This is a genomic window from Nocardia sp. NPDC052316, assembly GCF_044547795.1.
Lineage (GTDB): Bacteria > Actinomycetota > Actinomycetes > Mycobacteriales > Mycobacteriaceae > Nocardia.
In genome coordinates this window covers 294,016-319,232 of the sequence record NZ_JBIUBB010000001.1, presented here as the reverse complement: position 1 = coordinate 319,232, position 25,217 = coordinate 294,016, and the positions used below count along the sequence as shown (strand labels likewise).

General features: G+C 66.9%; 26 protein-coding genes and 1 other RNA gene. 18 read left to right on the top strand and 9 right to left on the bottom strand.

The window, feature by feature from the left end; all coding sequences use genetic code 11:
• Positions 1–35: 35 nt before the first annotated feature.
• The 6 genes from ftsX to ACIHA7_RS01390 form a co-directional block, all read right to left on the bottom strand.
• Complete coding sequence (ftsX, locus tag ACIHA7_RS01415; RefSeq protein WP_107658863.1) at positions 36–941, bottom strand: permease-like cell division protein FtsX; 906 nt, start codon at positions 939–941, stop codon at positions 36–38.
• Complete coding sequence (gene ftsE / locus ACIHA7_RS01410; RefSeq protein WP_397284385.1) at positions 941–1,630, bottom strand: cell division ATP-binding protein FtsE; 690 nt, start codon at positions 1,628–1,630, stop codon at positions 941–943. The genes ftsX and ftsE overlap by 1 nt, the downstream gene beginning before the upstream one ends.
• A 73-nt stretch (positions 1,631–1,703) precedes the next feature.
• A complete protein-coding gene (locus tag ACIHA7_RS01405; RefSeq protein WP_397284383.1) occupies positions 1,704–1,895 on the bottom strand; it encodes a hypothetical protein in 192 nt (63 codons plus the stop codon).
• A 13-nt stretch (positions 1,896–1,908) separates the two neighbouring features.
• Positions 1,909–2,754 (bottom strand): mechanosensitive ion channel family protein, encoded by an 846-nt coding sequence (locus ACIHA7_RS01400; RefSeq protein ID WP_107660856.1) that lies wholly within the window; start codon positions 2,752–2,754, stop codon positions 1,909–1,911.
• A gap of 115 nt (positions 2,755–2,869) precedes the next feature.
• The gene (gene prfB / locus ACIHA7_RS01395; RefSeq protein ID WP_397284381.1) at positions 2,870–3,985 is read right to left on the bottom strand and encodes a peptide chain release factor 2; all 1,116 of its coding nucleotides are present in this window, start codon (positions 3,983–3,985) and stop codon (positions 2,870–2,872) included.
• Between the two features lie 202 nt (positions 3,986–4,187).
• A complete protein-coding gene (locus ACIHA7_RS01390) occupies positions 4,188–5,036 on the bottom strand; it encodes a helix-turn-helix transcriptional regulator (RefSeq protein WP_397284379.1) in 849 nt (282 codons plus the stop codon).
• 139 nt (positions 5,037–5,175) lie between these two features.
• On the opposite strand from ACIHA7_RS01390, the gene ACIHA7_RS01385 reads away from it, so the two are divergent.
• Both ACIHA7_RS01385 and hisN read left to right on the top strand, forming a co-directional pair.
• Entirely contained in the window at positions 5,176–5,766 is a 591-nt protein-coding gene (locus ACIHA7_RS01385; protein WP_397284377.1) for an NADPH-dependent FMN reductase, read from the top strand.
• Between the two features lie 46 nt (positions 5,767–5,812).
• Positions 5,813–6,598 carry a histidinol-phosphatase gene (gene hisN / locus ACIHA7_RS01380; protein WP_397284375.1) on the top strand — a complete coding sequence of 262 codons (786 nt, stop codon included), beginning with the start codon at positions 5,813–5,815 and terminating at the stop codon, positions 6,596–6,598.
• A gap of 77 nt (positions 6,599–6,675) precedes the next feature.
• Here the strand turns inward: hisN and ACIHA7_RS01375 are convergent, their stop codons facing one another.
• Both ACIHA7_RS01375 and ACIHA7_RS01370 read right to left on the bottom strand, forming a co-directional pair.
• Positions 6,676–7,299: a histidine phosphatase family protein gene (locus ACIHA7_RS01375; RefSeq protein ID WP_397284372.1), complete on the bottom strand. Its 624-nt coding sequence runs from the start codon at positions 7,297–7,299 to the stop codon at positions 6,676–6,678.
• Positions 7,299–7,811, bottom strand: coding sequence for a GNAT family N-acetyltransferase (locus ACIHA7_RS01370; RefSeq protein WP_397284370.1), 513 nt, complete (start codon positions 7,809–7,811; stop codon positions 7,299–7,301). Before ACIHA7_RS01370 ends, ACIHA7_RS01375 begins: the two co-directional genes overlap by 1 nt.
• A 257-nt stretch (positions 7,812–8,068) precedes the next feature.
• On the opposite strand from ACIHA7_RS01370, the gene recQ reads away from it, so the two are divergent.
• From recQ to ssrA, 7 genes are all read left to right on the top strand, one after another.
• Positions 8,069–9,946 carry a DNA helicase RecQ gene (gene recQ, locus ACIHA7_RS01365; RefSeq protein WP_397284368.1) on the top strand — a complete coding sequence of 626 codons (1,878 nt, stop codon included), beginning with the start codon at positions 8,069–8,071 and terminating at the stop codon, positions 9,944–9,946.
• 232 nt (positions 9,947–10,178) lie between these two features.
• The gene (phoA, locus tag ACIHA7_RS01360) at positions 10,179–11,669 is read left to right on the top strand and encodes an alkaline phosphatase (RefSeq protein WP_397284366.1); all 1,491 of its coding nucleotides are present in this window, start codon (positions 10,179–10,181) and stop codon (positions 11,667–11,669) included.
• A gap of 76 nt (positions 11,670–11,745) precedes the next feature.
• On the top strand, positions 11,746–12,810 hold the full coding sequence (locus ACIHA7_RS01355) for a metallophosphoesterase (RefSeq protein WP_397284364.1): 1,065 nt from the start codon (positions 11,746–11,748) through the stop codon (positions 12,808–12,810).
• Positions 12,811–12,877: 67 nt separating this feature from the next.
• The gene (locus ACIHA7_RS01350; protein WP_397284362.1) at positions 12,878–13,111 is read left to right on the top strand and encodes a hypothetical protein; all 234 of its coding nucleotides are present in this window, start codon (positions 12,878–12,880) and stop codon (positions 13,109–13,111) included.
• Between the two features lie 56 nt (positions 13,112–13,167).
• Positions 13,168–13,641, top strand: a complete 474-nt coding sequence (gene smpB, locus ACIHA7_RS01345; RefSeq protein ID WP_107658851.1) for an SsrA-binding protein SmpB — start codon at positions 13,168–13,170, stop codon at positions 13,639–13,641.
• Positions 13,638–14,501, top strand: coding sequence for an EamA family transporter (locus tag ACIHA7_RS01340; protein ID WP_397286435.1), 864 nt, complete (start codon positions 13,638–13,640; stop codon positions 14,499–14,501). Before smpB ends, ACIHA7_RS01340 begins: the two co-directional genes overlap by 4 nt.
• Before the next feature lie 90 nt (positions 14,502–14,591).
• Positions 14,592–14,963, top strand: a transfer-messenger RNA (tmRNA) gene (ssrA, locus tag ACIHA7_RS01335).
• A gap of 278 nt (positions 14,964–15,241) precedes the next feature.
• Here the strand turns inward: ssrA and ACIHA7_RS01330 are convergent.
• Complete coding sequence (locus ACIHA7_RS01330; protein WP_397284359.1) at positions 15,242–16,384, bottom strand: serine hydrolase domain-containing protein; 1,143 nt, start codon at positions 16,382–16,384, stop codon at positions 15,242–15,244.
• A 103-nt stretch (positions 16,385–16,487) separates the two neighbouring features.
• On the opposite strand from ACIHA7_RS01330, the gene ACIHA7_RS01325 reads away from it, so the two are divergent.
• The 9 genes from ACIHA7_RS01325 (at position 16,488) to ACIHA7_RS01285 (ending at position 25,135) form a co-directional block, all read left to right on the top strand.
• A complete protein-coding gene (locus ACIHA7_RS01325) occupies positions 16,488–17,330 on the top strand; it encodes a helix-turn-helix domain-containing protein (RefSeq protein WP_397284357.1) in 843 nt (280 codons plus the stop codon).
• A gap of 73 nt (positions 17,331–17,403) precedes the next feature.
• Positions 17,404–18,312 (top strand): LysR family transcriptional regulator, encoded by a 909-nt coding sequence (locus ACIHA7_RS01320; protein ID WP_397284355.1) that lies wholly within the window; start codon positions 17,404–17,406, stop codon positions 18,310–18,312.
• 213 nt (positions 18,313–18,525) lie between these two features.
• Positions 18,526–19,080 carry a cysteine dioxygenase gene (locus ACIHA7_RS01315; RefSeq protein ID WP_397284353.1) on the top strand — a complete coding sequence of 185 codons (555 nt, stop codon included), beginning with the start codon at positions 18,526–18,528 and terminating at the stop codon, positions 19,078–19,080.
• A 39-nt stretch (positions 19,081–19,119) separates the two neighbouring features.
• Positions 19,120–20,364 (top strand): pyridoxal phosphate-dependent aminotransferase, encoded by a 1,245-nt coding sequence (locus ACIHA7_RS01310; protein WP_397284351.1) that lies wholly within the window; start codon positions 19,120–19,122, stop codon positions 20,362–20,364.
• Between the two features lie 195 nt (positions 20,365–20,559).
• Positions 20,560–22,215, top strand: coding sequence for a sugar-binding protein (locus ACIHA7_RS01305; protein WP_397286433.1), 1,656 nt, complete (start codon positions 20,560–20,562; stop codon positions 22,213–22,215).
• A gap of 290 nt (positions 22,216–22,505) precedes the next feature.
• Positions 22,506–23,159, top strand: a complete 654-nt coding sequence (locus tag ACIHA7_RS01300; RefSeq protein WP_397284349.1) for an MspA family porin — start codon at positions 22,506–22,508, stop codon at positions 23,157–23,159.
• A 69-nt stretch (positions 23,160–23,228) separates the two neighbouring features.
• Complete coding sequence (locus ACIHA7_RS01295; protein WP_397284347.1) at positions 23,229–23,480, top strand: hypothetical protein; 252 nt, start codon at positions 23,229–23,231, stop codon at positions 23,478–23,480.
• Between the two features lie 443 nt (positions 23,481–23,923).
• Positions 23,924–24,805: an amidase domain-containing protein gene (locus tag ACIHA7_RS01290; protein WP_397284345.1), complete on the top strand. Its 882-nt coding sequence runs from the start codon at positions 23,924–23,926 to the stop codon at positions 24,803–24,805.
• 3 nt (positions 24,806–24,808) lie between these two features.
• Positions 24,809–25,135: a hypothetical protein gene (locus tag ACIHA7_RS01285; protein WP_397284343.1), complete on the top strand. Its 327-nt coding sequence runs from the start codon at positions 24,809–24,811 to the stop codon at positions 25,133–25,135.
• Positions 25,136–25,217: the final 82 nt, after the last annotated feature.

Below are 25,217 nucleotides of genomic sequence, written 5' to 3'. Positions count from 1 at the left end.
CACGCTGGACCGGCTCGCACTGAGTCGCACCGTCGCTACTCGCGCACGTAGTACCGCAATGTTCCGTACGCGGTGAGCGCGGCGAAGACGATGCCGACCGGCGCGATCACCAGCGCGACCATCGCGATGTCATCACCGGTGATCCGCGGAAAGACCTTGCTGGAGAACAGATCCCCGAGTGCCCGATCGATCACCAGCGGCCGCGCGACGAGTAGCCCGATCACCGCGACCAGCGAACCGGCCAGCGCGGCGACCACCGCTTCCAACAGGAACGGCAGCTGGGTATACCAGCGGGTCGCGCCGACCAGCCGCATGATGCCGACCTCGGTGCGCCGGGTGAACGCGGCGATCTGCACCATGTTCGCGATCAGCAGCAACGCGGCCAAGGCTTGTAGCACGGCGAGACCGAACGCGGCATTGCGGAGCCCGTCGAACAGGCTGACCAGCCGGTCCACGATGTCCTTGTCGTTGCGCACCATGCCGACGCCTGGTCGTTGATAGAACTTCTCGTAGATCGACGGATACAGCTCCGCATTGCGCATCTTCACCCGCAGCGACGCGGGCAGCGGCGTCTCGCTGACGTACTTGGCCAGCTCGGGCTGGTCCTTGAACGTCTTCTCCTTGGCCTCGCGGACGGCGTCGTCGCGGCTGAGGTACTGCACGGATTCGACGTCCTTGGTCGACTTCAGATCCGCCATCAGCGTCTTGCAGGGATCGCGGGAGCAGTCCGGGTCGTTCGCCGAGATGTCCTCGGTGAGATACAGCCGCACCTCCAGCCGATCCAGGAAGTACTGCTCGGTCTTGTCGGCGATCCGCACCGCGAGCAGGCCACCGCCGAGCATGGTCAGCGACACCGCGACGGTCAGGATCATCGCGATGGTCATCGTGACATTGCGCCGCAGACCGGCGAAGACCTCGCTGAACAGGAAACTCGCGCGCATCAGCGATCCACCCCGTACACACCGGTCGCCTCGTCGCGCACCAGGCGGCCGCGGTCGAGTTCGATCACCCGCCTGCGCATGGCGTCGACGATGTGGTTGTCATGGGTGGCCATCAGCACCGTGGTCCCGATTCGGTTGATCCGCTCCAGCAGCATCATGATGTCGCCGCTGGTGTCCGGGTCGAGATTGCCGGTCGGTTCGTCGGCCAGCAGGACGAGCGGCCGGTTCACGAAGGCGCGGGCGACCGCCACCCGCTGCTGTTCGCCGCCGGAGAGCTCGGAAGGTAGTCGATCGGCTTTGCCGCCGAGACCGACCATGTCGAGCACCTCGGGGACGGTGCGCTCGATGAACTGGCGTCGCTTGCCGATCACCTCCAGCGCGAACGCGACATTGTCGTGCACCGACTTCTGCTGCAACAGCCGGAAGTCCTGGAACACGCACCCCATCCGCTGGCGCAGCTTGGGCACCTTGCGGCCCGGCAGCCGGTCGACCCGGAAGTCGGCGACCTGGATCTGCCCCGCGGTGGGGCTCTCCTCTTTGAGCAGCAGTCGCATGAAGGTGGACTTGCCCGAGCCGGACGGTCCGATGATGAAGACGAACTCGCCCTTGCCCACATCGACGGTGATGTTGTCCAGCGCGGGTCGCGTCGAGGTCTTGTACGACTTGGTGACGTTCCGCATGGTGATCACGGGGAGCCAGTGTAACCAGCAACCCCGTGCGCACCGCGTTGCCGATCGGCGACGCTCGGCGAGTCCGCCGAGCTCAGCGTGGCGCGACGGCCGGATTCACCGCTGCGGGAACGGTGTTCAGGCTCGACTGCGGGGTAACCGGTTGATCCGGTTTGACCACCAGGTACAGCACGAACGTAGCGACCCAGGTGGCCAGCAGGATCGCGGTGGACCGCCGCGGCCGCGATTCCTTCAGGAGTGTGGTGGGTCGCACCGATTCCTTCAAGAGCGTGATGGTTCTACGTGGTCTCACTGATTCCCTCCCGGCGCAACGCAGCGGCTACTCGTACCCGCAGTTCGCGTCCGACTTCGAACTGTTTGCCCGGCAAGGTGCGGGCAACCATTCGGATGTTCATTTGATCAACGGTCAAATCCTCGACGCCCATCACCGTGGGCTCGTCGAGTAGCAGTGGTTTGAGACGAGCGTCTTCGTACGCCCTTGTACCGACCTCGTGCAGGATCTCATTGACCCTGGTGATGTCCGCGCTCGCGGACACCGGAACGTCGATCGCGGCGCGTGCCCAATCCTTCGACAGATTCGTCACTTTCACGATCTGGCCGTTGGGCACGGTGATCACTTCACCGTCGGAGTTGCGCAGTGTGGTGATCCGCAACGTGACGTCTTCGACGGTACCCTCTGCCATCTCCGCGGCTCCAGTCACGGCGATGCGAACTACGTCACCGAAGCCGTATTGGCGCTCGGTGATCAGGAAGAACCCGGCCAGGATGTCCTGCACGATGCGCTGTGCGCCGAAACCGAGAGCGGCACCGAGCACCGCCGCGGGGGCGACCAGGCCGGTGATCGCGAAGCCGAGTCGGCGAAGCACCTCCATGCCGACCAGCACATAGACAATGGTCAGCACCACCCAGGTGACCACCTGCGCCAGCGCGTGCCGGTGCTTGGCCGCCTCGGACCGCACCAGCGCGTCGCCGCCCTGGAAACCCTCGTCGATCTTGCGAGTGATCCGATCTCTGATGAAGGTGGCGAACCGGCTGAACAGGATGGCGCCGAGGATCAACAGCACGATCTCGAGCCCATTGGAACGTAGCCAGTTCGTCGTCTCCGAGGTCGTCGCGAGTGACATGGTCAACACCTCGACTGAACTCCCAACTGGACGCACGCCAGACAGGTTACCGTCGTACGTCCTACCATTCCGCGCAAGCGACCCTGCTCGTCGGCTGTTGCGCTACCCGCAATGATTAACTCGGCTGCTCACGCATGCGCCAGCGGATGCCCGACTCGATGAAGCCGTCGATATCGCCGTCGAGCACTGCCGACGGGTTGTTCACCTCATAGTTGGTCCGCAGGTCCTTGACCATCTGGTACGGGTGCAGCACGTAGGAGCGCATCTGGTTGCCCCACGACGCACCCTCGTTGGTCTTGAGCGCGTCCATCTCGGCGCGCTCCTCCTGGCGCTTGCGCTCCAGCAGCTTGGCCTGCAGCACGCGCATGGCGGAGATCTTGTTCTGCAGCTGCGACTTCTCGTTCTGGCAGGTGACGACGATGCCGGTCGGGATGTGCGTCAGGCGCACCGCCGAGTCGGTGGTGTTGACGCTCTGCCCACCGGGACCCGACGACCGGTACACGTCGACCCGGATCTCGCCCTCGGGGATCTCGATGTGGTCGGTGGTCTCCACCACCGGCAGCACCTCGACCTCGGCGAAGGAGGTCTGGCGGCGGCCCTGGTTGTCGAACGGGCTGATCCGCACCAGGCGGTGCGTGCCCATCTCGACCGAGAGGGTGCCGTAGGCGTAGGGCGTCTTCACCGCGAAGGTGGCGCTCTTGATGCCCGCTTCTTCGGCGTAGGAGGTGTCGTAGACCTCGACGGAGTACTTGTGCCGGTCGGCCCAGCGGATGTACATGCGCATCAGCATCTCGGCCCAGTCGGCGGCGTCTACGCCACCGGCGCCGGAGCGGATGTTGACCAGCGCGTCACGCTTGTCGTACTCGCCCGACAGCAGCGTGCGGACCTCCATCGCCTCCACGTCTCCGTGCAGCGCGGCGCGTTCGGCGTCGGCGTCGGCGAGCGCGGTCGCGCGCGACTCGCCCTCTTCGCCCTCGGCCAGTTCGTACAGCACCGGTAGGTCGTCGAGGCGCTGCCGCAACTCCTCGACGCGGCGCAGCTCACCCTGGGCATGCGAGAGCTCGCTCGTCACCTGCTGCGCATGATCCTGGTCGTTCCACAAATCGGGATCTGCGGCTTGGTGCTCGAGCTCGTCGATACGTCGGCGCAGCTCCTCGATGTCGAGGACCGATTCGACCGTCTTGAGGGTGGCGTCGAGTTCGGCGAGATCAGCGGAAACGTCAGGATGCACGGTGGTCAAGCCTACTGGTTCGGCGTAGCCGCGATGGCAGTGGTGCGGCTCGAATGGGTTGCGTTCGTGGATCGGTCACCGCGGGAGGGTCCGAATGACGGCAGAGCACTGGCACGGTGCGCTGTTGCGGCGGTTCGAGTGGGCTTACCGGCCAGGCGCTGTTTCGCCGGACGCCGGAGGCATTCGCCCGGACTTCCGAGGCCTAGACCGCGCGGAGGGCACCGGGCCGGAGACCCGTGAGCTTGTCCAGCGCGCCGGCCGTGGCTTCGTCGGCGGGCAGGTGGACGATCAGACGTTGATCGTCGTCGGCGGAGAGTTCGAGGATCTCGAAGGCCAGGCGAAGGGGGCCCGCCTCGGGGTGCAGGAGGCGGGTGATGCCGGTGGCGGCGGGCAGGCTCGGCACGGTCTCGACCCGCTCGGTGAATTCCGGGCCGACGGTGACGGTGAGTTCGTCGGCGAGCGCCGCGATGTGCGGATCCTTGCGGAACGGACCATGTTTGAGAGTGGCGACCTGCTGATCGGCGACGTGACTCCAGTCCGGGTAGGCCGTGCGGGCGCGGGGATCGGTGAACGCGAAGCGCGCGAGGTTCGCCGGAGCGCTCTCGAACAGGCCGATCGGGGCCAGCAAGCGGTGGTAGCCGTCGGTGTGGGCGAGCACCTCGGTGAGCCTGTTCACCACTACCGCGGGCGCGGGTTCGAGCCGGTCGAGAATGGCGCGGACGGCCGGGCGTACCTCGCGCAGCGGCTGGGCACCGCCCAGGCAGCTGAAGCCGAGGTCGGCGGATTTGGTGAGGCGGTGCAGGTGGACCCGCTCGCTCGGGGCGAGGCGCAGCGCATCGGCGAGCGCGGAAAGCACCTGCGGTGAGGGCCTGCGGTCACGGCCTTGTTCGAGCCGGGTTATGTATTCGACGCTGACGCCGGCAAGGGTAGCCAGCTCGGCGCGGCGCAGGCCCGGTGTGCGGCGGCGCGCGCCGGTGGGCAGGCCGACCTCGGCCGGGGCCACCGCCTCGCGCCGGGTGCGCAGGAACAGCCCCAGCTCGTTGTCACTCACCCCTCGAACCTAACAAGCGGCGACGGCCGGAGGGTGTCCCTGCCACTACCACCCTTACGGCGGCCTTCCTGGTCGGCGCGGCGGCCAGCAGATTGGTGGAGCGGCCGAAACTCGGTCGCCGATCTGTAGGAGGAACTCGATGTCGACTTTGAAACTCGCGGTGATCATCGGCAGCGTCCGGGAAGGCCGCTTCGGGCCTGTGGTGGCCGAATGGTTCACCGAGCACGCCAGGAGCCACGGTGCGTTCGAGGTGGACGTCATCGATCTGGCCGAGGCCGACCTGCCGTTGGCGTTGCCCGCCGCCCCACCGGCGCTGGAACCGAATCCCGAGCGGCCAGCGGGCATGGTCGATCTCAGCGAGCGGCTCGCCGCGGCCGATGCGTTCGTGATCGTCACGCCCGACTACAACCGCAGCATCCCGGCCGCGCTGAAGGCCGTCATCGACTGGCATTTCACCCAGTGGGACGCCAAGGCAATCGGTTTCGTCGGTTACAGCGGCGCGAGTGGCGGGCTGCTCGCCATCGAGCACCTGCGGCAGATCTTCGGCGAGCTCAACGCCCATACCGTGCGCAACTACGTCTCGTTCCCGCGCTACTACCTGCTCTTCGATGAGGACGGCCGGCTGCGTGAGCCGGCGGAGCCCGCCACCGCGGCGCTGGCGATGCTCGATCAGTTGCAGTGGTGGGCCGATGCTCTGGTCGCGGCCCGCGCGGTCTCCGCCGTGGCGTGAGCCCGCGCCGCGGACTGCGTGCCGCGGCATCCATTAAGGTGCGGGCGTGGCTGTGGACTCTTCTGACCTGGAACTTGCGCTGCGGTTGGCCGATGCGGCCGACGGCATTACCCGGGCCCGGTTCGGGGCGCTCGACCTGAAGGTGGATTCGAAGCCGGACCTGACGCCGGTCTCGGATGCCGACCTTGCGGTGGAGCAGGCGATCCGGCAGGTGCTCGCCGAGCAGCGGCCTGCGGATTCGGTGCTGGGGGAGGAGTTCGGCGGGGACGCCGAGTTCAGCGGGCGGCAGTGGGTGATCGATCCGATCGACGGCACCAAGAACTTCGTTCGGGGGGTGCCGATCTGGGCCACGCTCATCGCGCTGCTGGAAGACGGCGTGCCGATGGTCGGTGCGGTGAGCGCGCCAGCGCTGTCGCGGCGCTGGTGGGCGGCGGCCGGTGCGGGGGCCTGGGCGAGCTTCGATGCCGAAGCGCCGAAACCGATTTCGGTATCCGCCGTCGGCGAGCTCGGCTCGGCCAGCCTGGGCTTCTCCAGTTTGTCCGGCTGGCGCGAGCGTGGTTTGCGGGAGAACTTCCTGGCGCTCACCGACGAGGTGTGGCGGGTGCGCGGTTACGGCGACTTCTTCACCTACTGCCTGCTGGCGGAGGGTGCGCTCGATATCGCGACCGAGCCCGAGGTTTCGCTGTGGGACCTGGCCGCTCTCGACATTCTCGTTCGGGAGGCGGGCGGGCGGTTCACCTCGCTGGCCGGGGAGCCCGGTCCGCACGGTGGTGACGCGGTCGCGACGAACGGGTTGCTGCACGACGAGACGTTGGGTCGGTTGCGGGCCTGAGTCGTATGCGGCGGTTGCGGATGCCGGCGGCACCCGGTCAGGTTGGTCTTTACCTGACCGATCTGCGGCTACGTTTCTCAGAGATGCAGTTCCGGTGGGTAGCCGGTCCAGCGCAGGTCAGGTGGTAGGTGGCCGGTGTCGTTGAAGAACAGCACCGAATCGGGTCTGCCCGGCGCGTAACGGATTACCGTGAGCGCGGCATTGGCTGGGCTGATTCCTATCCACCGCCACTTCGGTGCGTCCAACGCGGCCCGCACCAGCCAGCCGATGAGAAAGGCGTGCGTCACGAGCAGTTCGTGCCGGGGAGTGTCACCCGCGACCGGTCCGGTGAACTGCTCGACGGCCGCCTGCGCCAGTTGGGGTCCGCGGGCCCGTTGCTCGGCGGGAAACTGGGCGAGGAAGCCGAGGATGGTGTCCGCCGACGCTGCGGGTAGCTCGTCCTTGCTTGGCAAGTAGGGCAGGTAGTCACCGGCCGACTCGGTGGCGTGCAGCGGTACGCCGTCCAGGCGCTCGCCGATCAACTGCGCCGTCTGCCGCACCTGGGGCAGCGGACCGTGGTGGACCTGGGCGAGTGAACTACCACGCAGCCGCTCACCGAGCAGCCAGGCCTGGCTGCGACCGCGCTCGCTCAGTGCGCTCTCGTCCGGCGTCGCCTCGCCGTGCCGGGCGAGATAGAGGTACCTGGGGGCCGTTCCGGTCATCAGGCCAGCATCTTCTCCATCAGGACGACGTGCGTGGTGCCGTGGAACTGGGGTGGCAACCGCGTCTCCCGGAGCTCGGTGAAACCCTGTGCGGTGTAGTACTTCCGGAGCACGGCGTTGTCGGCGGCCGTGTCCAGGCGCTGCAGGGTGACGCCGTTGGCGAGGGTGTAGTCGGCACAGAACTGGATGATTCGGGTACCGAGGTCGCGTCCGCGCTGTTCCGGCGCGACCATCAGTCCGTGGATGTAGCCGGCCTCGGTGTCGTCGTCGGCGCCCCAGAAGTCCGGATCCCGCCAGACGATCCGGACCGCGGCGGCCAGCATGTCGGCCTCACGCCAGACGAACCATTCGCCGCGTGCGGCTTCCTCGGCGACGAGTGTGCTCGGGTACTCGCCGGGCACCCACTGGCCGATGCCGTTGTCGACCATCCACTGGGCGAGCCGATTACGCAGGTGAGCGATGTCTTCGGCATCGTCGGGGGTGGCGACGATCATAGGAGCCGGTTCCGGCATGCTGGTTCCTTTCCGCGCGGGTCCAACCCTTTTGTTCTACCGGTTCGGCACCCTGTTGCCATGTGCGTCAACCTAACAAAACCGCAATACGCCGGCAGTGCGGCGGAATTCGGTTGTCGCGCGGAAATCCCAGGTCGGTACGCCGACGGCGTGGACAGGGCGGCTATTTATCCACATGTGGAGTACTCGAGAACCGAGCGGGGAATTCTGCCGACGTACCGGTAGCGCCGCGTGCGTACGCTCGTAGGATGGGCCGGGTGACTCCCCCCGATGCATTCGCGGCCGTGGCGACCGACACCGATCCCGGTGTGGACGCCGGATCCGGTGCGGCGCAAGAGGTTCTACGCCGGGTCTTCGGCTACGACAGCTTCCGCGGCGACCAGCGCGAGATCGTGGAGCACGTGGTCGCGGGCGGTGACGCGCTGGTGCTCATGCCGACCGGCGGCGGTAAGTCGCTGTGCTACCAGGTGCCCGCGCTGGTCCGGCCCGGCGTCGGCGTGGTGATCTCACCGTTGATCGCGCTGATGCAGAACCAGGTGGACGCGCTCAGCGCGCTCGGCGTGCGCGCCGGATTCTTGAACTCGACTCAGTTCCCGGACGAGCGACGCACGGTGGAGGCGCAGTTCGTGGCGGGGGAGTTGGACCTGCTGTATCTGGCGCCGGAGCGGTTGCGGCTGGAATCGACGGCGCAGCTGTTCGATCGCGGCAAGGTGGGGCTCTTCGCGATCGACGAGGCGCACTGTGTCTCGCAGTGGGGCCACGATTTCCGGCCCGACTATCTGGCGCTGTCCATGCTGCACGAGCGCTGGCCCGACGTGCCGCGCATCGCGTTGACCGCGACCGCCACCGCCAAGACCAGCGACGAGATCGTGCAGCGGCTCGACCTCGGCAACGCCCGCCGGTTCGTCGCGAGCTTCGATCGGCCCAATATCCAGTACCGGATCGAGCCGAAGAACAAGCCCGATCGTCAGCTGCTCGACTTCATCCGCACCGAACACGCGGGCGACGCGGGCATCGTCTACTGCCTGTCCCGCAATTCGGTGGAGAAGACCGCGGCGTTCCTCACCGAGAACGGTGTCAGCGCGGTGCCGTATCACGCGGGTTTGGACAACCGCACCCGCGCGGAGAACCAGACGCGGTTCCTCCGCGAGGACGGTCTGGTCGTGGTGGCGACCATCGCCTTCGGCATGGGCATCGACAAGCCGGACGTGCGTTTCGTCGCCCACCTCGACCTGCCGAAATCCGTGGAGGGCTACTACCAGGAGACCGGCCGGGCGGGCCGCGACGGACAGCCGTCCACGGCATGGATGGTGTACGGCCTGAACGACGTTGTGCAGCAACGCAAGATGATCGACTCCTCGGAGGGCGACGCCGCCCACCGCCGCCAGCTGCAGCTGCACCTGGACGCCATGCTCGCGCTGTGCGAGACGGTGTCGTGCCGGCGGGTGCAGTTGCTCAACTACTTCGGCCAGCACGAGCAGCAGCCGTGCGGCAACTGCGATACCTGCCTCACCCCGGCCGAATCCTGGGACGGCACCGTGCCCGCGCAGAAGCTGCTGTCGACGGTGCTGCGGTTGAAACGCGAACGCGGCCAGAGCTTCGGTGCCGGCCACATCGTCGACATCCTGCTCGGCAAGAAGAATCCCAAGGTGCTGCAGCACGATCACCATGAGCTGAAGGTCTTCGGGATCGGCACCGATCTGCGCGATATCGAGTGGCGCGGTGTGGTGCGGCAATTGCTGGCAGGCGGGTTGCTCGCCGTGCACGGCGACTACGGCGTGCTGACGCTCACCGACGCGAGCAACGAGGTGCTCTTCGAGGGTCGTCAGGTGCTGCTGCGCCGTGAGCGTGAACGGCCGACCAAACCGGCACGGGCCGCCAAGGCAGGCAAGGCCGCGGCCGCCGATATGGCACCTTCGGATGTGCCGGTGTTCGAGAAGCTGCGCGAATGGCGGGCGGCGACCTCCAAGGAACAGGGCGTTCCGGCCTACGTCGTCTTCCACGACGCGACCCTGCGCGAGATCGCCGCACGCAAGCCGACGACCCTGGCCGAGCTCGGCACGGTCACCGGCGTCGGCGAGAACAAACTCGCCAAGTACGGCGAGGGCGTGCTGGAGGTGCTGGGCGCAGAGTGACATTCTGCACCCTCGGCCGGATCGGACAGCCGGCTCGATCCGGCTGCCGGACGGCTTGAAAGCAACTGCGGGGCAGGGTAATTCGGCTGCCCTGCCACGCGTTCACTTATGCGAACATGCGAATGAGTAATCGTGCGGTAACCGGGCGGTTGCCCGATGCACCCTTTTTGTTCAAACGACCTCGTAAAGCTCCGAACATCCCATGTATCTACGAACAACGGAGTTTTCGCCGATGCCCTCTGACTCGTCGCGTTCCATGTCCCGCCGGTTCCGCGCGGGTGCCGTCCTCGGCGCCGCCGTTCTCGTCGGAGCCCTGGCCGCCTGCGGTTCGTCCGACTCCACGAAGCAGGGCAACGGCGAACTCCTGAGCCCCAACGCCAAAGGCACGCTGAGCGAGAACGGCGGCGCCCGCCGAACCACCGGCGACCGGACCGACGCCCTGCGCGCCTCGCTCAACGGTAACCAGGCCAAGAACGTCATCCTGCTGATCGGTGACGGCATGGGCGACTCCGAGATCACCGTGGCGCGCAACGTCGCCGAGGGCGCGGGCGGCTACTTCAAGGGCATCGACGCCCTGCCGCTCACCGGCTCCTACACCCATTACTCCCTGGACAAGACGACCGGAAAGCCGGACTACGTCACCGATTCCGCTGCCAGCGGCAGTGCCTGGGCGACCGGAACCAAGACCTACAACGGCGCGATCGGCGTCGACCTGAAGGGTGCCCCGCAGACCAACCTGCTGGAGATCGCCAAGGCCAACGGCAAGGCCACCGGCAATGTCACCACCGCCGAAATCCAGGACGCCACCCCGGCCGTGCTCGGCGCGCACGTCACCGACCGCAAGTGTTACGGCCCGGCGGAGACGGCGCTCAAGTGCCCGACCAACGCGCTGGAGCAGGGCGGCCTCGGTTCCATCAGCGAGCAGTTGCTGAATACGCGCGCCGACGTCACCCTCGGCGGTGGGGCGAAGAGCTTCGACCAGAAGGCGGCCGCGGGCCAGTGGCAGGGCCAGACCCTGCGTGACCAGGCTAAGGCCCGTGGATACAACGTCGTCGCCGACAGGGCCGGCCTCGACGGACTCACCAAGGCCGATCAGGACGCCCCGGTGCTCGGCCTGTTCAGCCCCGGCAACATGCCGGTGCGCTGGACCGGTGACCTCGCCGTACCGAACGGCCTGAACCTGCCCGCGCAGACCTGCCGCCCCAACCCCGAGCGCGCCGCCACCCAGCCCGACCTGGCGACGATGACCCGCAAGGCGATCGACCTGCTGAAGCCGCGCAAGGACGGCTTCTTCCTCCAGGTCGAGGGTGCCTCGATCGACAAGCAGGATCACAACGCCAACCCGTGTGGCCAGGTCGGTGAGACCGTCGACCTCGATGAGGCGGTGCGCGCCGCGCTCGACTTCGCCGAGCAGGACGGCAACACCCTGGTGATCGTCACCGCCGACCACGCGCACAGCAGCCAGATCGTCCCGCTCGACACCAAGTCCGCGTCGCTCACCAGCAAGGTCGTCACCAAGGACGGTGCCGAGATGGGCGTTTCCTACGGCAACGGCGAGACGGGTGGCTCGCAGGAGCACACCGGCACTCAGTTGCGGGTGGCCGCGTACGGCCCGCACGCCGCGAACGTGGTCGGCCTCACCGACCAGACGGATCTGTTCTTCACCATGTCCGACGCGCTCGGTCTGGACCGGAGCAAGAAGGCGGTAGTCGCGGCGAAGTAGTCCAGTCCCGGCCCACCCGGCAGCGCCATGGGCGAGGATGATAGCCGGGTGGGTACGGAACTCTCTAGGACATCGCATGCATGACAACAGTTTTGGTCGCCGGGGCTTTCTGGCCGGTGCGGCGGGGATCGCGTCGCTGGTCGGCTTGACGCCCGCCCAGGCGGTACCGGTGGCGGACGGCGTCACCAAGTTCGGCTTCCCGACCGGAAACCGGTTGCGGGTGCTGGTGACCGGTGACGCGGGCACCGGAACGCGCACCCAGTGGGCGGTCGCCGACGCCATGCGTGCGTTTCACCGCCGGGAACCCGTCTCCCTCGCGCTCGGCCTCGGCGACAACATCTACGAGGCGGGCCCGAGCAGCGGCACCGACCGTCAGTTCGCCGACAAGTTCGAAAACCCCAATGCCGGACTGGATTTCCCATGGTTGATGGTGCTCGGCAACCACGACACCAGCTCCGTCCTCCCCGGTGACGGCGGCTGGCTGCTGCGCGGCAACCACGAGGTCGAGTACCACGCGAACTCACCGCGCTGGTGGATGCCCAGCCGGTACTACTCGGTGCGGGTACCGGAGCACAACCCCGTCGTCGAGTTCTTCGTGCTCGACCTCAACCCGCTCGCCGCCTATATCCCGCCGATCTTCTCGCCCTACTGGGCGGTCGACGGACAGTTCATGAACGAGCAGCGCGCGTGGTTCGACCAGGCGGTCGCCGCGTCCACCGCGACCTGGAAGATCGCCTGCACCCACCACCCGTACCTCAGCAACGGCCCGCACGGCAACGCCGGAAACTACGAGGGCCTGCCCATCGAACCGATCAACGGCGTGCACGTGCAGCGCTTCATCGAGGACCACGTCGCGGGCACCTGCCAGTTCCTCCTGTCCGGGCACGACCATGCGCTGCAAGTGCTGGAGCCGACCATCGCCGCCAAGGGCACCAGGCAACTCGTGTCCGGGGCCGCCGCGAAAGTAGCCGGCGCCGAAGACGCCAGACACCGCGGTGGGAATCCCGCGCTGTTCGAGAACTATCACCAGCTCGGCTTCATGGTGCTCGATCTCACCCCGACCGCAGTCGACCTGCGCGTCTTCACCGTCGATGTCGCCGACGCGGCGCCCACGGAGGTCTTCGCCCGACGTCTCGCCTGAGTACCAACTCTGTTGCGGCGCGCGGGAATTACGGCAATCCGCGTCGGCCCCCGCTACGGTGCTGGCTATGGCTACCGGTGATGGCCCTGACGATGGCGAAACGTCGGGCAGTTCCCCTGGTTCCGAGGCCCCGGACGCGCCGCCGAACGTCCGCAGGGAGACCGACCCATCGGTGGAGAGCGTGTGGCTGCGCCATCGCCTGCCGCCGCGGCCAGGCAGACCGCGCGTCTCCACCGTCCTGCTCGTCGTCGCCTTCATAGCCTTGTTCGCGCTCTGGGTCGTGCTGCGCCCCGGCGGCTAGTGCCGCGCCGCGACCTGGGAATAATCCGGTTGCCGCGTCACTTAAGGTTGATCGTTATGAAGGAACAGGGGCGTAAGGTCATCGCGACCAACCGCCGGGCGCGGCACAACTATACGATCCTGGACGTCTACGAGGCCGGGATCGCGCTGGTCGGCACCGAGGTCAAGAGCCTGCGTGAGGGCAAGGCCTCGCTGGTTGACGCGTTCGCGACGGTCGACAACGGCGAGGTGTGGCTGCGTAACCTGCACATCCCGGAGTTCAGCCACGGCACGTGGACCAACCATTCGCCGCGCCGGACCCGCAAGTTGCTGCTGCACAAGCGGGAGATCGACCGCCTCGTCGGTAAGTCGCGCGAGGGCAACCAGACGCTGGTGCCGCTGTCGATGTACTTCTCCGACGGCAAGGTCAAAGTCGAACTGGCCCTGGCCAAGGGCAAGCAGGACTACGACAAGCGGCAAGATCTGGCGAAGCGCACCGCCGAGCGCGAGGTCACCCGCGAGCTAGGGCGGCGTATCAAAGGCATGCGCTGACCGCCATCCTGCTGGCGCTGGTAGCCGCCTTCGGCTACGGCGTCAGCGACTTCTTCGGCGGCGTCGCGGCCCGCAAGGTCACCGCGTTGCGGGTCGTCATCTACTCCTACCCGATGTCGATCGTGCTGGTGCTGCTGCTCCTGCCGTTCGTCGACGGGGCGGCGGACGCCGCGTCGATGGGCTGGGGCCTGGCCGCGGGCGTGGCCAGCGGCGTCGCCGTCTGGTGGTTCTACGCCGCGCTCGCCAGCGGTCCGATGGCCGTGGTGTCGCCGCTGACCGCGGTGCTGGTGGCCGGCGTACCGGTCATCGTCGGCCTGATCGCCGGAGAGCGCCCTGGGCCGCTCGCCTTCATCGGCATCGTTTTCGCGCTGGTGGCGGTGTTGCTGGTCAGCCGGGAGTCGCCCGACGCCGTCACCGAGGAGATCACCGGTGGCCGTGAACTGCGGTTCACCAAGATGGTCGCCCTGCTGACTGTCGGATCCGGCCTGGCGTTCGGCCTGATGTTCGTCTTCATGCACGAGACCGCCGCGTCCGCCGGGCTGTGGCCGTTGCTCGCGCAGCGGGTCGCGGCGACCGGTGTGGTGTGGGTGACCGCGCTGACCCGCGGCGAGTTCAAGCGACTGCGTGGCGAACCCTTGCGGCTCGCCTTCTACATCAGCGTGCTGGACGTGATCGGCAACGCTGCGCTGCTGTACGCCTTCCACGGCTCGATGCTCGCCCTGGTCAGCGTGATCGGCTCGCTGTACCCGGCGGCCACCGTGCTGCTCGCCATGGTGCTGCTCGGCGAACGCGTCGGCAGGCAACAGCAGGTCGGAATGGTGCTCGCCCTCATCGCCGTCGGACTCATCGCCGCAGCGTGAGCCGGGTTGCGCGACACCGGCAGAATAATGGGAAGAAACGGTCCCTGGCCGGTGTTAATATGAACAGCCCGGCAAGGTGCCGGGACGTACGGGGCTGAACGGTTTCGACTTTGTACGTAGATTCAGGGGAAGCGTGTCGGTGCAGGCAAGAGACCACCGTAAGCGTCATTGCAACCAATTAAGCGCCGATTCCAATCAGCGCGAGTACGCCCTCGCTGCCTAAGTAGCAGGTCGTCTCTGTCAGTCCGGGTTCGTCCCTCGACCCGGATCCTGGCATCAGCTAGAGGGACTCACCGTCCTGGCCGGTCGCGGACCAGGATGGAACATCAAACAGCGACTGGGATCGTCATCTGAGCTAGTTCGCGAGACTCAGAGATCCGAGTAGAGGCACAGCGAACTGCACACGGAGAAGCCCTGGAGACGCGGCGGAGGACCCGGGTTCGATTCCCGGCAGCTCCACTTCACTCGATGCGAGGCCCATGCCCACACAGGGCGTGGGCCTTGTCTCGTTTCGTCGTGTTGTGTGGGGGCGCAGCCCCCACACCCCGCCCGGCGGGCTTCGCCCCCGGACCCCTCCCCGGTTCGCCAGTCCCGAAGCCGCGGCCGGACCCCCTCCCCGGTTTGCCAGGCCCGATGCCGCAGCCGGACCCGCTCCCTGGTTCGCCAGTTTCGAAGCCGCGCTCCCGGACCCCTCCCTGGTGTGCCAGGTCCGATGCCGCCTCCCGCCTAGCGAGAGAGCCTCAAGAGGCGAGGGTGACGCCGAACTCCGCCTTGATGAGCTCGAACATGAGGTTCCAGGACTTCCACTCTGTGTTGGTGTGCACGGCGAGGGTGTGCTGGTCGGCGGGGTCGGTCACGGCCATGAACCAGGAGCCCCAGAGGCTGCCGCCGACACCGCGCAGGGTTCGGCCGTCGGTGGCTGCCTTGTCGAACTCGAACAGGCCGAGACCGTAGCGGGCGTGCGGCATCCAGTGGCCGCCTTCGGTGGAGACCGTGGTCCACATTTGGCGGTGCTGGTCCGGTGGGAGCAGGCTGCCGGTGGCCATCGCGTCGATGAAACGGATCATGTCGCCAGTGGTCGAGACGACGTTGCCTGCCGAAAACCCGCCCGAGGTATTGAATTCGGTGACGTCGAGGGGCTCGAGGTCGGGGCTTTCCATCATCGACTCCCAGTTCTCCGGGGTGACCGCGGCGGGGTCAGCGCCTTCCTTGAAGAACAGGGTTGAGTACGCCCGCGGGTGCGGGTCGGGGTATCCGGTGTGTTCGGTAGGGTGCACGTAGGTGCCGGTGAGGCCGAGCGGCTGGACGACTCGGCGATCGACCTCCGCGGCGTAGCTGTTGCCGGTGGCCTTCTCGATGATCGCCCCGGCGACGAAGAAGCCGCCGTTGGAGTACGCGAAGCGCTCGCCCGGCGCGCCGATCGGCGGCTGCGAAACCGCAAGCCGCAGTAGCTCTTCGGTGGTGAACTCGTCGAGGCGGTGCTTGTCGAAGCCGGACCGGGTCGCGTACCGGTGGCTCAATTCCGGTGCGAGGCCGGTGACGAAGAGTCCGCTGGTGTTGTTGAGCAGGTGCCTGATGGTGATCGTGGTGCCGTCGTAGCCGTTGACATTCAGCGCGCCGGGCAGCCACTTCTCGACGGTGTCGTCGATGCTCAGGACACCCTGGGCTTCGAGGGCCAGCAGCGTGGCGGCCGTGAATGCCTTACCCGCGCTGCCGGTGTGCACGTGTTCTCCTGGCTTGCGCGGGGCGCCGGTCACGCGGTCGGCCACGCCCGCGGAGCCGAACCAGGTCTGTTCACCGTGTACGACCTCGGCGACGATGCCGGGCACGTGGTAGGTGGCCACCGCGCCGTCGAGTACCTGCTGAGTTTCGGTGTGGGTCACGTCGATCTGTCCTTGCTCTGGGGAATTTACGACATGACAAAAGTAACGTTGCGTTCAGTGATCCTTCAACCAAAAATGGACGCTCATTAGTCTGTATTCGCTGATGGATCAGCATATTTCATTGCAAGGCGAATGCCGCTTAATGCAACGTATTCGTTGCATTAAGCTGTTGATGAGTTCGACAGTGGAGGAACCTATGCCCGGTGCGCGATTGACCGAACAGGATCGGCGGCAGATCGCCGTAGGCCTGCGCGACGGATTGACCTACGCCGCGATCGGCCGCAGGCTCGGACGACCGACCTCGACCATCACCCGTGAGGTGATGCGCAACGGCGGTCCGAACCGCTATCGAGCCGAGCCGGCCCACCGGGCACGCACCCGACACCGGAGTAAACGACGTGAGGCCGCACCGGCGCCGGGGACCGGGCGGCTCGAGGCCGACGGCCGCGACCCACGGGTCGTGGCGGGGGTCGCCGCGCAGACCACGGACCTGCTCGTCGAAGGAGGGTTGCCACACATGACGGCCCGGGTGCTTGCCGCACTCTTCACCACCGACAGCGGCAGCCTCACCTCGGCGGAACTGGTGCGGCGCCTGCAGGTCAGCCCGGCCTCGATCTCCAAGGCGGTGGGGTACTTGGAGGGGCAGGTGCTGCTGCGGCGCGAACGCGATCCCCGAGGTCGCGCGGACCGTTACGTCATCGATGATGATCTCTGGTACCAAACCATCATGGCCGGCTCGCGCGTCGATATCCGGATCGCCGCCGCCTGTATGGACGGAGCGCGGCGTCTCGGTACAGGCACGCCGGCGGGGGCGCGGCTGGCGAAGATGGCCGAGTTCCTCCTGCATGTCAGCGAGGATTTGGTCCGCTCGGTGGAGCATTGGCGTCAGGTCTACGCCCTCGGATCAGCTGCGGACAGCGGCGCCGACCCGGCAACTGATTCGTGAAGCCGAGGGGGTCGCGCTCTCCCCAATCCCCGCGAAACGCTATGCACCCCAAAGAAATGCTTATTCTGGACCGATGTTCGACTCACGGCATGTTCGGGTGTTCGACGAGGTCGTGCGGACCGGGTCGTTTGCGGCGGCGGCGCGGAGCTTGGGGTATACGCAGCCGGCGATCAGTCAGCAGATGAAGGCGTTGGAGCGGTCGGTGGGGACGCCGCTGTTCGTGCGGGTGGGGCGGGGGTTGCGGTTGACGGATGCCGGGCAAGTGCTGGCGCAGCACGCGGCGGGGATCTTGGGGACGATCTCGGCGGCGCAGCAGCAGATGACGGCGATTACCCGGTTGAAGACGGGGCGGGTTCGGGTGTGTGCGTTTCCCAGTGCGAGTGCGACGTTGGTGCCGTCGGCGGTGGCGGCGATCAAGACGCGGCATCCGGGGATCCGGGTCGAGTTGTTCGATGCGGAGCCGCCGGATTCGGTGGAGGCGTTGCGGCGGGGGGAGTGCGACATCACGTTGGCGTTCACCTATGACGCCTCGACTGAGCAGCCGGAATCCGATGACCTGTACAAGGTTTCGTTGCTCGATGATCCGTTGATCGTGTTGCTGCCGAAGGGGCATGCGCTGGCGCGGCGGCGCACGGTGGAGTTGGCGCAGCTCGCCGACGAGCGGTGGATCGCCGGATGTGTGCGCTGCCGAAGCCATTTCATCGAGTCGTGCGCGACAGCTGGTTTCGAACCGCACATCGATTTCACGACGGACGACAACCTCGCGGTACAGAGTCTGGTGGCGGCGGGCACGGGGATCGCGGTCATGCCGAGCATGGTGCAGTCGTTCATCCGCCATCCGAAGGTGGTGAGCCGTCCGGTGATTCCGGTGGACTCGCGCACGGTGGCGGCGTACGCGCTGGCTGGTCATCACCACATCCCGGTGACCCGGCTCATGATGGAGGCGTTGCAGGTCGCCGCCGATGAGATGAGCGGCAAGTAGCTGCCGCAATACATAACGGATCCTTTGGTTACGGCAACAATGTCTAAGTAGACCGTAGCGTTGCCGCCATGCATGCTGGTCGACATAAGCCGACTCGACGGCCTCGCCGATAGCGATCTTTCGTTGCCGGACAAGGCGTTTCAAGCGAGTCGGCGGCGCGCCGCTGCTCGGAGGTGCGGCGCGCGTCGGTCTACTTGTTCGATCGGAGTCGCCATGTCCATCAGTACCGCCGCCCCGTGTACGCCGATCCTCACCGATCTCGTCGCCGCGGTGCGGGAAGTCGTCCGGCGTGAACGGCCACCTGCCGAGGCCGCGCAGCTCGTCGCGCATCGGCTCGAAGGCTTTCTGGCGCAGCCGAATCTGCTGCCCGCCGAGTTCCGGGAGGGTTCGCCGGAGAAGTATCGGCAGCACCTCGTGCACACCGAGGACGACGGGAGTTTCTCCGTGGTGGCCCTGGTGTGGCTGCCCGGGCAGCAGACACCGATCCACGATCACGTGTCCTGGTGTGTCGCAGGAGTTTACGAGGGCGCGGAGACCGAATGGCGCTACGAATTGCGGGGCGAGGGCGAGTCGGCCCGGCTCGTCGCGGTGGACCACGTCGTCAACAAGGCAGGCACCGCCTGCGGTTTCGCCCCGCCCGGTGACATCCATCTGGTGCGCAATTCCGGGACCTCGACGGTGATCTCCATCCACATCTACGGCGCGCACATCGGCAAGCTCGGCACCAGCATGCGCCGTGAGTACCGCCTTCCTGTCACGGACGAATAGCCCAAGGCACCAACCACTTTCGATCTCAGGAGACGACCCTTGGTACCGCGCTCGGCCACGCTGGCCCTCAACGAATCGATCAACGCGCGCCGGGCGGCCGGCCAGGACATCCTGCATCTCGGGTTCGGTGAGGCGGGACTGCCGGTGCTCCCCGAGATCGCCGCCGCACTGGCCGAGGGCGCGACGGAGAACTCCTACACCCCGGTGGCCGGGACCGTCCGGGCACGTGAAGCCGCGGCGCGGTATCTCTCGCGGCGCGGTCTGCGCACGGACACCGAGCAGGTCGTCCTCGCTCCGGGTAGCAAGACGCTGCTGTATGCCGCCATCGCGGTGCTGCCCGGCGATGTGGTGCTGCCCATCCCGTCCTGGGTCACGTATCCAGCGCAGATCGGCTTCCTCGGCAAACGCGCCGTCGGGGTGCCGATCCCGCGCATCGCGGGTGGCGTGCCGGACCCCGACCTGCTCGAACCCGCGTTGGCGAAGGCGCGGGAAGAGGGCGCCGACCCACGGATTCTCATCCTGACCGTGCCGGACAACCCCACGGGGACCATCGCGGGCGCGGACCTGATCGCCCGGGTCTGCGAGATCGCCGACCGGCACGGCATGACCATCATCTGCGACGAGATCTACCGCGACCTCGCCTACGACCCCGAGGCGATGCACAGCCCGGCGACGCTGCTGCCGCACCGGACCATCGTCACCGGCGGACTGAGCAAGTCGATGGCGCTCGGTGGCTGGCGGATCGGCTTCCTGCGCACCCCGCCTGGCCGGGCGGGGCAGGAGTTGGCGGCGCAGATCACCGGACTCGGCAGCGAAGTCTGGTCCTGTCTGGCGGGTCCGATGCAGGCGGCAGCGGTCTTTGCCTTCGACGCGCCTGCCGAGGTCACGGCGCATATCGCCGCGAGCCGACGACTGCACGCCTCGGTGGCGCGCGCGGCACACACGGTGTTTGCGAAAGCCGGTGTCGCGTGCCGGGCGCCGCAGGCGGGGTTCTACCTCTATCCCGATCTCGAGCTGTTGCGTCCCGCGCTGGCCGCCCGTGGCATCGAAACGGGCGTGGCGCTCGCCGACCATCTGCTCGACGAGTACGGCATCGGCGTGCTGGCAGGCGAGCATTTCGGGGACACCCGGGATAGTCTGCGTTTCCGGGCGGCGACCAGTCTGCTCTATGGGCAGACCGCTGATCAGCGCTGGGAAGCGTTGGGCAGCAACGATCCGACGTCGCTGCCGTGGATCGCCGCGGCACTGGACCGGCTGCACACCGCACTGCAATCACTGGGCTGACCCCGACCGCCGCACCCAAGACTCGTCTCTCCTCGTGCCTCGCCTATGTTCGGCTCTGACATGCGACGAGGCGACGGGAGGTTCGGGTGGCGGGAGGCTTCGAGGTGAAACTGCGCCGCCGTACTTTCCTCGCCGCCGGGCTGGCCGCCACCTGGCTGGTCGCGGACTGCTCCTCGGCAGACGTCGAGAGCACGGATCCAGCGCACACCGACGTGTTGTTCATCGGCGCACCCGGACGACGAGTCGAGCAACCTGGCCACGTTCGGGCGGTGGCGCGACGAGTTCGGCTGGACCACCGGCGTCGTCACGGTCACGCGTGGCGAGGGCGGCGGCAATGCCGTCGGGTTGGCGGAAGGCCCCGAGCTTGGGCTGATCCGCGAGACCGAAGAACGCAGGGCGAACGCCCTCGCCGGGATCGAGAACATCTACTACCTCGACAAACCGGACTTCTGGTACACCCTGTCCGCGCCGCTGACCGCGCGCGTGTGGAACGAGCAGGACACCCTCGCGCGACTGGTGCGGTTGGTCCGGCTGACCACACCGCACACGATCGTGGTGATGGATCCTCGGCCGTTCGATCAGCATGGCGGACACCAACTCTCGGCGCGGCTCGGTATCGAGGCGTTCCGGCTGGCCGGTGATCGGCAGGCTTATCCGGAACAGCTCACCGACGAGGGACTGTCGCCGTGGCGTCCGACCAGGTTGCTCGCGCAGAACTATGGGTTCGGCGCGTTGCTCGGACCAGAAGTAGCCGAACAGCGGCACGCCGATCCCGACACCGGGTTGCCGGTCATCGGCGTATGGTCCGGTGTCCGCTCGCGCGCCCACAACACGACTTGGGCGCAGGTCGAACGCGACGCCACTCGGCTATATCTGACACAGGGTTTCGCCGCGAAGCCCGCGCAGGTACCGACCGACCCGAACCAGCTCGGTTCCGAGTGGTTCACGGTGCTGGCCGAGGACGGGCGGTTCGTCGCAGTGCCGGTGCACCGGCAAACCGGATTGAAACCGCGGTACGCCGAGTTCGCGGAGTGGGCCGACCGAACCGGGTTGCCGTGGTTGGCCAACCGGGTCCAGCCGGACTACCCACCGAACCCGAGCACCGTCGTCCCGGCCGTGGCGATCGCGCCGATCCTGAACGGCGTCGAGGGGGCAGGGGAGTACCCAGGACCCGAACTGCCGCTGGCGATTTGGCAGGGTGGCGGTGGTTGTTCGGCAACCGCAAAGCTCGCCAGGCACGACGACGACTTATACGTGCTCGTCAACGTAGCCGACGACCGCGAAGGCACCGCACTGGACGCCGACGACATCAAAAGGCATTGGCGCACAGACTCGGTCGAGATCGCCATCGACCCGAGCGGCAACTCCGACGACACCTCGACCACCTTCAAAACCGGCATCCTGCCGTACACGGCACACCGAGGCGGGCCCGCCGCGGAGCGCGACGCCGACAACCATCAGGGCGCACCGCTACCGGGCATGCGAGTGGCCGCATATGTCACCGAGCCGTACCGCGGCTACTCGATCGAGGCGAAAATCCCGCTCACCGCACTGCCCGAACCGGTCGACCCCACCCGTTTCGCGATGAACATCCTCGTCTACGACTCCGACACCGACGACAAAACCGGCCGAACCCGCCTGGCCTGGTCGCCCTTCGGCAGCCCCCAAGCCGACCCCTACGTCTGGGGCACCGCAACCCTCGCCGACTACCGAGCGCAATCAACGCTCGAGACGCCACCCGTCATCCCCCGTACCGCCGCCAGGAGCTCCGACTCACCCGCCTCGCTGGCCCAGACCCGCCGCACCGGCGTACCGATCGCGGGCAACCCACGACCCAAGCCCGCACGTTAGCTAGCCTTCGCCGCCTGGTCGTGCAGCTGGGCCCATGAGCCTGCGCGAACCGGCAACCCCTGGCGATAACGAGGCTGCCGTGACGCATGCAACAAATCAAGCGGTGAACCGCCTGTACACCGGCCGTGGCCGGGGCTGGTCGCGTGTCCAGATGGTAAACGAACGGTCACGAGAGGTCGTGCGCGCCCATGAAGGGTTGCCAATTGTTAGCTGAGTGCGTTTTCCTTAGCTTCGGGGAGAACGCCCAGATCTGGGTTGGCCTGAGAAATGACGTCATAAGGATGGATCCGATGGGCAGGGTTGGGATTAGGCGCGGCGGGATCGCCGCTGCGCTGTGTATCGGGTCGGTAACAGCAGGGTTGCTGAGCCAGGCGTCGGCTGCGGCGGATGCGGTGGCCGACAAGGCTCGGGTGGTCACGACCGACGACGGTTGGACTTTGACGGTGACCAAGACCGGGGAGAACCTGGATCGCTATCCGAACCTGGCAGCGACCATGTTCACCCGCGAGGGCTTCGTCTCGCTGAAGGCGGTGGCCGAGATCAGCGGTGTGGGTACCCAACCCGTCAGTGCGGGGATGGTCAGCTTCGGCTACCAGGTCGGCTGTCAGATCGATGTGTCGAGCGGCCTGACGACCAGTTTGGGGGTTTCGTTCGGGCCGAACGCGTCGCTGAATATTTCGTACCCGCCCAGCGTCAGTCTGGGAGTCAACGCCTCGGTGTCACCGAACGTTTCGACCACTTTGAAGCCAGGATCGATCGCGACGATCGAGTTCGGAAAGAAGGCTTTGGCGTCCGGGCGAGCCTCGATCGCCATGGATCAGGTCGAGGTGAAGGTCGACGCGTGCATGGGTCCGGTGTCGTTGCGTTCGTTCGCGACCGCGACCATGTCGACCCCTACCGCGGACAACACCACCACCGCCTACGGCGACCCCATCTGGCTCTGACCTTGTCGCCGCGTCCGACGTCCTGGCCGCGCCTCGCCGAAGCGAGATTTCAGAAGGAGATCCACAGTCATGGTCGGCACCGATCGCCCCGCCCGCGCCGGGACGGAACCCAACACCGCCCTGCTGGCACCACTCAGCGTCGCCGCCGGGCTGCTCATGCTGATCGCGGCGTTCGCCACGCTGCATCGGATGCCGGGATGGGCTGACGACTATGGCGCGGTCCTGGTGTATCTGGCGTTCTTCCTGTACATGTCGATCGCCGGACGGCTCACCTGGTGGGGCATCGACACCGTATACGCCCGCCTGAAGAGTGGCCGATGAGCCGCGTGCGGACGGTGAACCGGCTGGCCGGAGTCACGCTGGCGGCGACCGCGGCGGGAATCGGTGTCGGATTCACCTTCTTCGCCACTCCCTCGGCCGCCGCCGTCCCGTGCGCGGAGTGGCAGCAGATGCATCCGGGCTGGCCGTGTTTCGACACCCCGTCCCTTCCGCCGACCCCACCCCCTGGGCCGCCGACCACGCCGCCGCCACTGCCCACCCCGGTCGCGCCGGGCCAGCCCCCGAGCAGCAACGGAGGCGGCAGCCAGGCTGGAGCGCTGACGCCGCCACCGGTACCGCCTGGCAACGGGGCGCCCATCGTCGCGGTTCCCGGAGCGCCGTCACCCGTGTTGCCTGGCAACCAGCCGCAGCCGATTCCCGCCCCGCGGCGTGTGCCGGATGGGGCTCAGGCAACGGAGACGCCTCGGCAGCCGCCCGCCGCGCCGATGGCACCCGCGGCCCCTTCGACTCCCATCGCAGCGCCGCCCGCGGCACCTGCGCCGGCGCCATCCGCGCCGTCCGGATCGAAACTTGAAAAGCCTTCCGATGCACGAGATTCCGACGGATCTGTCCCGCTCCTACTGCTGACCGGCGCTGCCGCGTTCCTGGCACCACTGGTCCGCCGTCCGAACATCGGGCTCGGTTCCTCGATTCTGCCGCGAAACTTGGTGCGTGACGGCTTATCGCCCTCCCGGCAAGCCGCAGTAGATTACGCCGAAACGTACGTCATGAATCCGAACAGCAAATATCCGTTCTACGATTCCGACACGCAGAGTGACTGCGCCAACTTCGCCTCGCAAGTTCTGGAGGCGGGCGGGTTCTCCCAGATCATGTCGCGCGATACCCTCGACGACCCGAACGACAGCGATCCGAACGCCTGGTTCTCGGCCTACGACGAGAACGTTTTCGGCAGGGATTGGGAGGACTCCAGGACCTGGACCTATGCTCCCTCGCTGCTGCGATTCATCATCACCAACGATGGATCGAAGGGCGGCCCGACGGGAAAGCTGTCGGGCGGGTTCCGCCGGGACGACGCTGATCTCGCGCCGGACCCGAATCTTCCGTCGAAGATGGGACTCCAACCGGGTGACCTGATCTTCTACGATCACGGTGACGGCGAAACGCCGGATGGGCGTATGGATCACGTGGCCGTCTACGTGGGTAAGGATTGGATCACGATGCCCGACGGCAGCCGGGTGTGGGGCGACGTCGTGGACATGCACACCAGCAATCGCAGGCACGAACCGTGGTGGCTGCCGAAGTATGATTCGTCGAACGTCCCCATCGACTATCTGTTCGCGCATATGACGTATCCAGGTGAAGGATGAGAGATGGCTGCTAGGCGGAAGAAAGCGGTCACAATATTCGTGGCTGCGGTCGTTCTCGTGGTCTCGATCATTTTCGGTTACTACTGGTGGTTGTTCGGCAGTCCGGATTGGTATCGGCACGGGCCGAAGTCGATTGTGGTGTCGGGGAAACGGTTCGAGTTGAAAGGGCCTGTCCCGAAATCTCGTGGCCCGGTGGAGTGTCTCGCGCGGAAATCCATTGCGCTGACGGGTCTCGAGTATTGCCGGGTCGACCCGCCGGAAGCGTCGATGGCGGCACTGTTCTGGTACGACGGCGAGGTCTATACCTTCAATATCCAAGACCCTCGGTAACTTCCGGGCGCTGTCGAGACACCTGCCCGAGCGCGGGTCGCGAAGTAAGGTTTGGGGGACTGGACACTCCGAGTCTCGAAGG

Coding starts and splice junctions, on each gene's coding strand:
- ftsX (WP_107658863.1), bottom strand. CDS start 941: ATGCGCGCGAGTTTCCTGTTCAGCGAGGTCTTCGCCGGTCTGCGGCGC.
- ACIHA7_RS01400 (WP_107660856.1), bottom strand. CDS start 2,754: ATGTCACTCGCGACGACCTCGGAGACGACGAACTGGCTACGTTCCAAT.
- ACIHA7_RS01385 (WP_397284377.1), top strand. CDS start 5,176: ATGTCGACTTTGAAACTCGCGGTGATCATCGGCAGCGTCCGGGAAGGC.
- ACIHA7_RS01375 (WP_397284372.1), bottom strand. CDS start 7,299: ATGACCGGAACGGCCCCCAGGTACCTCTATCTCGCCCGGCACGGCGAG.
- ACIHA7_RS01370 (WP_397284370.1), bottom strand. CDS start 7,811: ATGCCGGAACCGGCTCCTATGATCGTCGCCACCCCCGACGATGCCGAA.
- phoA (WP_397284366.1), top strand. CDS start 10,179: ATGCCCTCTGACTCGTCGCGTTCCATGTCCCGCCGGTTCCGCGCGGGT.
- ACIHA7_RS01355 (WP_397284364.1), top strand. CDS start 11,746: ATGCATGACAACAGTTTTGGTCGCCGGGGCTTTCTGGCCGGTGCGGCG.
- ACIHA7_RS01350 (WP_397284362.1), top strand. CDS start 12,878: ATGGCTACCGGTGATGGCCCTGACGATGGCGAAACGTCGGGCAGTTCC.
- smpB (WP_107658851.1), top strand. CDS start 13,168: ATGAAGGAACAGGGGCGTAAGGTCATCGCGACCAACCGCCGGGCGCGG.
- ACIHA7_RS01325 (WP_397284357.1), top strand. CDS start 16,488: ATGGATCAGCATATTTCATTGCAAGGCGAATGCCGCTTAATGCAACGT.
- ACIHA7_RS01320 (WP_397284355.1), top strand. CDS start 17,404: ATGTTCGACTCACGGCATGTTCGGGTGTTCGACGAGGTCGTGCGGACC.
- ACIHA7_RS01315 (WP_397284353.1), top strand. CDS start 18,526: ATGTCCATCAGTACCGCCGCCCCGTGTACGCCGATCCTCACCGATCTC.
- ACIHA7_RS01300 (WP_397284349.1), top strand. CDS start 22,506: ATGGGCAGGGTTGGGATTAGGCGCGGCGGGATCGCCGCTGCGCTGTGT.
- ACIHA7_RS01295 (WP_397284347.1), top strand. CDS start 23,229: ATGGTCGGCACCGATCGCCCCGCCCGCGCCGGGACGGAACCCAACACC.
- ACIHA7_RS01290 (WP_397284345.1), top strand. CDS start 23,924: ATGGCACCCGCGGCCCCTTCGACTCCCATCGCAGCGCCGCCCGCGGCA.
- ACIHA7_RS01285 (WP_397284343.1), top strand. CDS start 24,809: ATGGCTGCTAGGCGGAAGAAAGCGGTCACAATATTCGTGGCTGCGGTC.